General features: G+C 65.1%; 7 protein-coding genes and 1 riboswitch. Of the genes, 2 read left to right on the top strand and 5 right to left on the bottom strand.

All coding sequences use genetic code 11. From position 1 onward, the window contains the following. On the bottom strand, positions 1-1956 hold a 1956-nt coding region (locus AB7E83_RS09500), incomplete at its 3' end, for a calcium-binding protein (protein WP_428568275.1). Positions 1957-3078: 1122 nt separating this feature from the next. Beyond that, entirely contained in the window at positions 3079-3717 is a 639-nt protein-coding gene (locus tag AB7E83_RS09495; protein ID WP_428568273.1) for a hypothetical protein, read from the bottom strand. Positions 3718-3893: 176 nt separating this feature from the next. Continuing rightward, a riboswitch (yybP-ykoY riboswitch) is annotated at positions 3894-4076 on the top strand. A 5-nt stretch (positions 4077-4081) separates the two neighbouring features. Between AB7E83_RS09495 and AB7E83_RS09490 the strand changes: the two genes are divergently transcribed. Further along, the gene (locus AB7E83_RS09490; protein WP_428568270.1) at positions 4082-4675 is read left to right on the top strand and encodes a TMEM165/GDT1 family protein; all 594 of its coding nucleotides are present in this window, start codon (positions 4082-4084) and stop codon (positions 4673-4675) included. 25 nt (positions 4676-4700) lie between these two features. Here AB7E83_RS09490 and AB7E83_RS09485 read toward each other — a convergent pair whose 3' ends face one another. Next, entirely contained in the window at positions 4701-5993 is a 1293-nt protein-coding gene (locus AB7E83_RS09485) for an aminotransferase class V-fold PLP-dependent enzyme (RefSeq protein WP_428568268.1), read from the bottom strand. Further along, entirely contained in the window at positions 5993-6964 is a 972-nt protein-coding gene (locus AB7E83_RS09480) for a Bug family tripartite tricarboxylate transporter substrate binding protein (RefSeq protein WP_428568265.1), read from the bottom strand. Before AB7E83_RS09480 ends, AB7E83_RS09485 begins: the two co-directional genes overlap by 1 nt. 114 nt (positions 6965-7078) lie before the next feature. Between AB7E83_RS09480 and AB7E83_RS09475 the strand changes: the two genes are divergently transcribed. Then, positions 7079-7996: a LysR family transcriptional regulator gene (locus AB7E83_RS09475; protein ID WP_428568262.1), complete on the top strand. Its 918-nt coding sequence runs from the start codon at positions 7079-7081 to the stop codon at positions 7994-7996. A gap of 25 nt (positions 7997-8021) precedes the next feature. On the opposite strand, the gene AB7E83_RS09470 is transcribed toward AB7E83_RS09475, so the two are convergent. Further along, positions 8022-8252, bottom strand: a complete 231-nt coding sequence (locus AB7E83_RS09470) for a DUF1653 domain-containing protein (RefSeq protein ID WP_428568259.1) — start codon at positions 8250-8252, stop codon at positions 8022-8024. Positions 8253-8286 lie beyond the last annotated feature (34 nt).

Genomic DNA, 8286 nt, shown 5'->3' with positions numbered 1-8286 from the left:
CTGCGTCCCGCCGGGCGTGTCTTCCCACGCCGGCCCCGCGTCCGCGCCCATGACTTCGAGGTAGCGAAAGAGCAGCGGGTTGTTCTGCTGGCCCGCCTGGAGCTGCGGGCGCGTGGTGGTCCACGAGAAGCCTTGCGAGAAGACTTCCATGCCTGTGGTGTCCCCGCGCTCGAAGTCGGGCCGCGTGGGCGTGGAGATGAGACCGAGGCCGCTGCCGAAGATGGCGTCGCGGCCGTCGCCGCCGTCGATGACGTCCGCGCCCCGGCCGCCCAGCAGCAGGTCGTCGCCCTCACCGCCATCGAGGTAGTCCGCGCCGTCGTCGCCGGAGATGCCGTCGTTGCCGCCGAGGCCCGCGATGGACTCGGCGTCCGTCCAGCCGTTGAGGATGTCCTGCGCGCCGGGCTCCTCGCCGTCGGCAACGTAGTTGACGCCGTTGAAGACGAACGAGTTGCCGGTGGGGTCGAGCTTCTTGACGATGTCGGCGGTGAGGGCCGGGTTGGTCGCGGGCGCGGTGATCGTGCCCGGCAGCGTGATGCCGAGGCTCTTGTCGGGGGTCCAGCCTTCGATGCGGATGACGTCGGGGCGGGTCTTGAAGGTGATGAAGAGGTCGCTCTGGTTCTGCGAGACGTTGACCAGCGTGTAGTTCACGCTCTGGTCGGGGAGCTGCCAGACGTTGTGCGCGACCTTCGCGGCGCCTGCGCCGGTGAGGACGCCGAAGCCTTCGACGTCGATGAGGCCCAGGCCGTCGGCATCGCGCACGAGGTCGGCGCCCCAGGTGCCGGTGAATTGATAGGTGTCGGTGCCGACGCCACCTTTCAAGAAATCGTTGCCCGCGCCTCCAGTCAATGTGTCGTTCCCATCGCCTCCCCACAAGGTATCGACACCCTCACCGCCGTCCAGAATGTCGAGGCCCACATTGCCTTCCAGATAGTCGGCACCGCCCAAGCCGCTGACGGTATCGTCTCCCGCGCCGCCGTACAACCGGTCGTCAAAGCCCTGACCGCTCAACGAGTCCACCGAGTCGCCGCCGAACTGGGTCTGCTTCCTTTGCGAGCTGCCAGCGCCCACAAGCACTTCAACGCCGCTGCTCGCATCGCTATACCGCAGATTCTGATTGCCCTGAACGATTCCACCGAGAGACAGCAATTTCTTGAAATACACGGACGCAAATGCAGATCTGCTCGAAATCCATTCGCTGGTGATATCGCCTTGTCCGGTGGCCGGGTCGTACAACGAGAATCGCTGGGCGACCGAAGCGTCAACGTCGACGCTCACACGACTGAGCCCGGCCAAAGCGGCACGAACCTTGGCTCCTTCTGCGCCAGAACCAGCGGCCATCGCTGCCAACATGCCAGCATCCGCGCTCAGCACAGTCGCGCCCGTAGCTCCCAATTGCGCGGAAGTAAAGCCGTCGAAGAAGGTCTTCGCGGCGGAAGCGAAATTCGCAGCTGTCGTCGCGCCGGCAAAGCTGCGTCCTTGCTGTGCGCCTCGAACCATGTCCAGAAAGATGTGCGCACCGACTTCCTGGATCAACTGAAAGGCGTCGCCGATCAAGCCTTGCGCGCCCTGTCGCATCACTGTCAGGAGTCGACCAGCGCTGGCGTTCGTCAGATACGCGACCACGGTGCCGCCAAGGATGCCCGTATCGATGCCCCGCTGCACGGGGCCTTCCACGGCCCACGCAGTCGCCGCAGCAACGAGACCCGCCCGATACGACACAGCGGCGTACAGAACGTCCCGTACGTCGTTGAGGGTATCGATGGCGGTCGATGAATTGCCCGTTCCCGTGAGACGACCATTCTGGTCGTTCCCAAGGAGACTGAAGAGCACAGCGCCGGACCACGCGGAGTTGTTCGTGAAGGCGGTATCGCTTGAACTCCTTCCCGCCGCCGGCCCAAACAACGATTCGCCAACCGCGACTGCATCCGCCGAGGCGATTCTCGAAATGTCGGGCACCAGACCTGGAGGCCATCCCGGATTTCGCCCAAGAATGTCTGAGATTAAGCTCCTTGCTACGGCATTCGAAGCTTCCTGCATCATTGTTGAAGCGACCTCAGTTCCGTAACGCAGCTGGAACTGGGAACTGGTGTAGGTCCGAATTAGCTCCGACATGGCACCTCGGGCTGCATTCGCTTCAGTCGCACCAACCAGCCATCGGACAGCGGAGTCCGTTTCGGGAATACCCCTGGCAGTCAAGATCGAAGCCAACCACTCGTAGATTTTCCAGTAAGGCAACTGACCTGTCGAAGCCTGGGATTCCTTCTCCGCCAGGATACTGAGTTCCGAGGTTGTTAATTGGGTCTTGATTTCAAGTTCTCCTGAGCAAGGTAAGGATGCGGGTGGCCTCGGAATAGATTTCTGGCCAATCACCGGCATGATTCCCGTGGAATCTGATGTCCACGCTTACGGAGCCCATCCACAGAAAGCCCATCGCGCATCGAGCGTGAGGTGTTCCGACGTTGCGGCACGAAACCGTAGGAAAGTCGCCGTCCGGGCTCTTGGCGGAAGTTGCCAAGACCCATACTTCCTCGTGAGCTCTCCCAACGTCCTTTACTCGCCAAATCTCGAGCCCGGGACGCGGGTGCTCGTGACCGAGGACGGTGCCAGTTCGCTTCACCTCTTCAAAAACTTGGTACATGGACTTTGGAGCAGAAATCTTTGGCGAGCCCAGAAAGACTTCGATCGCTACCGTATCGAATGGCCTACCCCACTCCGGGAACGCCGATCCGTCGCGAGGGCCAGTATGTGGAGTTCTGCTGGGCCAGTAGAAAACAGCACGGTTTCCGCTCACAAAAAGTTCCCTAGGCCCGATGTACCATTTCCCGTCGATCTTGAGGACTACCTCAGTCGCCGGATCGAAAGTCGGCGGAACATCGCCTTCGCAGTGCTTGTCCCTGCACTCGTGTGGTTTTGCCGCAAGTTTCCTGTCCACGGTCCGACCAGATTCACCGTCAACGGCTACCTGTGAATCGCACGCAGCGATTGAGACGATTCCGAGACCCAGCGCCATCGACGCAATAGTTGATTTCGTCCCCCGGATTTTCATGATCTGCCTCGCATTCCCACAAAACTGCCCGCCTAGAACGAAGGTGGTTCGTCATCCGACTCTTCGCTGAACAGGCCATCGTGCGCATCACATCCGTGCGAACGGCTCTCGACGCTCTCCACTCCGAGTTCTCCGAACACGCTGTCATTGCCGCTCCCCACCACGTGACCGACCGCGCCCTCCCCAACCTCTGAACCCTCATCCGCGCCGGGCTCCGCGCCAACGTTCCCGGCAACGCAATGGGCGTCGATGATTTCGTAGGCCGTCCCGTGCGCGTGGAGCCATCCGACGATTCCGGATTCGCGCGGCGGCTTTCCGGTCGACCCCATGCCGACGCCGGGCAGCGCAATGCCCACGTTGTTGCGCGGCGTCCAGCCTTCGACGCAGATCACGTCCGGACGCGGATTGAAGGTGATGAACAGGTCGGACCGTCCCGTCCCGGTATCGACCAGCGTGTAGTTCACGCTCTGGTCCTCCGTCTGCCACGCATTGCCGGCGACCTGGAAGGCCCCGGCGCCCGTGATCGCGCCGACGCCCTCCACCACCAACGATCGGCTGGCATCCGCGTCGCGCACGATGTCGATGCCCCAGGAGCCCGAAAAATGGATGACCTCATCGCCGGCCGCAACGTGCGACGCTTCCTTGCAATGGGGTTTCCTCGATCGATTCATGTGTGCCTTCCCTGCGATACCCATGCGAAGCGCTTCGACTTCTGCGCGAGCAGCGGCGATTGTGTAGGCACCACTGAGCCTTTCGACTTCGTCGCGACCAGACAAAGGTATGGAGGCGACGTCCCCCGCTGTGGTAGAGAGCGGCAACTCGGCGAAGCAAGGTTCGCGGTTAAGATCGGGGGGTCATTGGGGAGTAGCCGTTCCCGTTTCGCGGGAAGCCTGCGTCAACATACTTGTCCTCACCGGGCATGGCGCAGGCGGTTCACACGACTTGGCAAGACCTTTGACCACGACGCTTTTCCGCAGGGCCGGAGGCCGTCGTGGTCATGGGTGAATGTTCGCCTCCGGCCCCGGAAATCCTGCAATGGAAGCGCTGCTCGCATCGACGGCCCTGGTGGCCGTCTCCGAAATGGGCGACAAGACTCAGCTCCTGTCCTTTCTCCTTTCGGCCCGCTATCGAAACCGCCCCGGCACGATCATCGGCGGCATCTTCGCCGCCACGATCGCCAACCACTTCCTCGCCGCCGCGGCGGGCGACTGGGTCGCGGCCAACGTCGCGCCGTCGACCATGCGCTGGATTCTCGGCATCGCCTTCCTCGGGTTCGCCGTCTGGGCCCTCATTCCCGACAAGCTCGACGCGAGCGACGAGAAGCCCGCGCGTTTCGGCCCCTTCGTCACCACGCTCGTCGCCTTCTTCATCGCGGAGATGGGCGACAAGACGCAGTTCGCCACGGTCGCGCTCGGTGCCCGCTATTCCGACCTGGCGTCGGTGGTGGTTGGCACGACGCTGGGGATGATGGCCGCCAACATTCCGGCCGTGCTGCTGGGCTACAGGCTGGCCCGGTACATCCCCTTGTCGAAGATGCGCTTCATCGCCGCGGCCCTGTTCGCGGTATTCGGCGTGCTGACGCTGATGGGGGCGGGCCTCGGTTTGTCCGGACTGCTCTCGGCCGGGTGAGCCCGGCGCCCCCCGCTGCGTTGCCCTACCTCGTGGCCTCGACGATCTCGCGCGTGACGTCGAGGAAGCGGTCGACGTCCTCGAAGCCGTGGCAATGCAGGGGCGAGACCCGCACCGCGCCTTCGAGCCCGAACGATTGCAGCATGCGCCTGGAATACAGGCTCGACGCCACGCGCTCGTAGACGATCACGCCGCGCTTCTCGTACTCGCGCACCGCCTGCGTGTGCTCCAGGCCGTCGAGCGCGATCGCAAGAATGAGGTCGCGGCGAGCCAGGTCGTCGTGATCGAGCAGTACGCGCACGCCGGCGATCTCCCGCAGGCCCGGCGCGCGCTCGGAGCCCTCGAGCATCCTGGCCAGCAAGGCCCTTTCGTGCAGCCCGATGGACTCCATCCCGTGCGCGAACAACGCGCGCCGGTCGCCTTGCGCCTGCATCGATGCGCCGACCCAGCAGACATAGTCGACGATACCGGTCAGCGCGGCAAACTGCCACGGCGCGGCACTGCCCAGGTCCCAGTAGTCGGCGGGCTTGCCCGCCAGCTTGTGGTGGGGCAGGCGCGCGGCGCGCTCGGACAGCCACGAGAAGCCCGACCCGCGGCAGCCGAAGAACTTGTACGGTGCGATGTTGATGCCGTCCACCGGCGTCTTCTTCAGGTCGATCAGCCCATGCGGGGCGTGCTGCACCGCGTCGACGACGATGTACAGGTCGGGCTTGATCTCGCGCGCGCGGCGCACGATGGCCTGCAGGTCCAGCTTGGCGCCGGAGATGTTCGAGGCATAGATCAGCACGAGCAGGGACGTGCGCGCGTCGACGTGGCGAAGGACTTCGTCGACGTCGACACCGCCGGTGTCCGCGTTGCTGCGTGCGACGCGCAGTTGCTTGCCGAGCCGCTCCGCATACAGCGCGGCAGCGTCGTAGGACGACGGATGCTCGAGCACCGTGGTGACGATGTTGTCGCCCGGCACGTTCTCCGCGATGGCCCGGACCATGTCGAACATCGCGCCCGACGCCGTCAAAGAAGCGTAGACGCTTCCTCCTTCGGCATTGAGCAGGAGGCGCAAGTCGGCGCTGCCCTTCGCCATGACCTCCTTCAGCCAGCCCGCGACTTCATGGATGCGGCCGGACGAATCCGGGATGGCGTCCACCGTGGCCATCGTCTCCAGCACCGACTTCAGGCGCAGCGAGCCCCCGGCATTCTCGAAGTAGAGGCGCTTGCGTCCGGTGAAGTCGTGGTCGACGTGGAGAAAGCGCTCCTTGATCCGAAGCGAGAGTTCCGCCGGGAAGGGCTGGCCGCGATCGATGGCGCGTGGGGTCGTCATCACTCGGCCCTGACGTTCGCCTGCTTGATCACCCGGCCCCACTTGGCCTTGTCGGCGACGAGGAACTTGCGGAATTCCTCGGCCGTGCTGCCCACCGGCTCCAGGCCGTCGGCCACGAGCTTGCGCGAGATCTCCGGCATCTGGATGACCCTGGCGATGTCGCGCTGCAGCCGTGCGACGGCCTCGGGCGGCGTGTTCTTCGCGGCGCAGACGCCGGTCCAGGTGACGGGGTCGACGTTGGGCAGGCCCGCCTCGTGGATGGTGGGCAGGTCCGGGTACGCGGCGAGCCGGCGCATGCTCGCGACGCCGAGCGGGCGGAGCTGGCCGCTGCGCACGTACTGGAAGCTGCTGATGGGCTGGTCGAAGATGGCCTGGACCTGCCCGCTCAGCAGATCGGTCATCGCCTGGCTGGTGCCCTTGTACGGAACATGCACGAGGTTCACGCCGGCCAGGGCCTTGAACATCTCGCCGGCCAGGTGGCCGCCCGTCGCGTTGCCCGACGACGCGAAGTTGACCTTGCCGGGGTTCTTCCTCGCGTACTCGATGAACTCCCTGACGTTCTTCACCGGCAGGCTCGCGTTGACCAGGAGCACATAGGGCGCATTCGCGATCTGCGTGACGGGAACGAGGTCCGTTTCCGGATTGAAGGGCATGGCGCCGAGGTGCGGCTGGATCGAGAGCGAGCCGGTCGTGCACATCGACACGGTGTGGCCGTCGGGCACTGCGGCCAGCACGGACTGGATCGCGATGGCGCCGCCCGCGCCGGGTTTGTTCTCGACCACGACCTGCTGGCCGAGCAGCTCGCCGAGCCGGGGCGCCATCATGCGCGCGACGATGTCGTTGGAGCCGCCCGGCGAGAAGCCGACCACGAACCGGACCGGCTTCGACGGGAACGTGTCGGCCAGCGCGGCGCTGGACATCAGGGCGAGCGCGGCCAGGAGGGCTGCGGTGCGGGTGAGGATCGGCTTCATGGGCGGGGCTCCGGTTCGGGTGGGTTCAGGGCGGATTCTGGTTGCCCGATCCAATACGAAAAAGCGATTTTTTCTGATCCAATCGGATACTGAAATGGAATCTCCGAGGCGCGCATGCTGACCTACAAGCAACTCGAGGCGATCTACTGGGTCGCGCGGCTGGGCGGCTTCGGCCCGGCGGCCGGCAAGCTCCACACGTCGCAGTCGGCCATCTCGAAGCGCGTGCAGGAGATCGAGAGCCTGTTCGACACGGCGCTGTTCGACCGGTCGCTGCGAACCGCCCGTCTCACCGACAAGGGCGAGGAGTTGTACGCGCTGGCCGGCCGGCTGCTCGCGCAGCGGGACGCGGCGGTCGAACAGTTCGCCCGGCCGGAGGTCGTGGAGCGCCGCTTGCGCATCGGCTTGACCGAGCTCAGTGCGATGACGTGGTTCCCGCGGCTCGTGGGCCTCGTCCAGGCACGCTATCCGCGCGTCGTGATCGAGCCCGACGTCGATGCCAGCATGACGTTGCGCGCGAAGCTGCTGGCCGATGAACTCGACGTCGTCATCGTGCCCGACCACGCCGAGGATTCGGGGCTCGCCAAGGCGGCCGTGGGCAAGGTCCGGAACGACTGGATGTGCAAGCCGGGGCTCGTGTCGGCAACGAAGCGGTTTCGCCCGCAGGACCTCCTAAGCCATCGGCTGCTGACGCAGGGCGAACGTTCCGCGGCCGGCCAGGCCTACCAGCGCTGGTTCCGGTCGTTCGGAATCGCCCCCGGCAACGTGCTCGTGTCCAACAACCTGATCGCCATCATCGGCATGACGGTCTCGGGACTGGGCATCAGTCACCTCCCGCGCGATTGCCTGCAGCCGCTCATCGCGGCCGGACTCCTTCAGCCGGTGAAGGTGGCCCCGGCATTGCCGGCCATCCACTATGTCGCGCTGTCGAGCGGCATGCGCCGCGGCGCCTTCATCGACGACGTCATCAGGATGGCACGCCAATGCTGCGATTTCACGCGGGCGTTCCAGGTGGGGGGCGCGGACGGGGCGTGAGGCCCGTCTCGGGCGTCCGCCCGATTCAGCCGACGCGCTCGAACCGGGGCCGGCGCATTCCGTCCGCTTCGATTGCCTCGAAGAACATCGCATGCGGCCGGACCCACAGGCCACGCTCGCCGTAGAGGGCGCGGTACAGCACGAGCGGCTCGAGCGTCTCGCTGTGGCGGACCACGCCAATCACTTCGTATTCCCCGCCTTTGTAGTGCCTGTAGCGGCCCGTGGGGGTGGGTGGCAGGGGAGCGAGTTCGCTCATGTGTTGCGCGAGGCGCCGCAACCCCGGATGCGAT

The organism is Ramlibacter sp., from assembly GCF_050250995.1.
Taxonomy (GTDB): domain Bacteria; phylum Pseudomonadota; class Gammaproteobacteria; order Burkholderiales; family Burkholderiaceae_C; genus Ramlibacter.
This window is presented reverse-complemented; position numbering and strand designations above follow the sequence as displayed.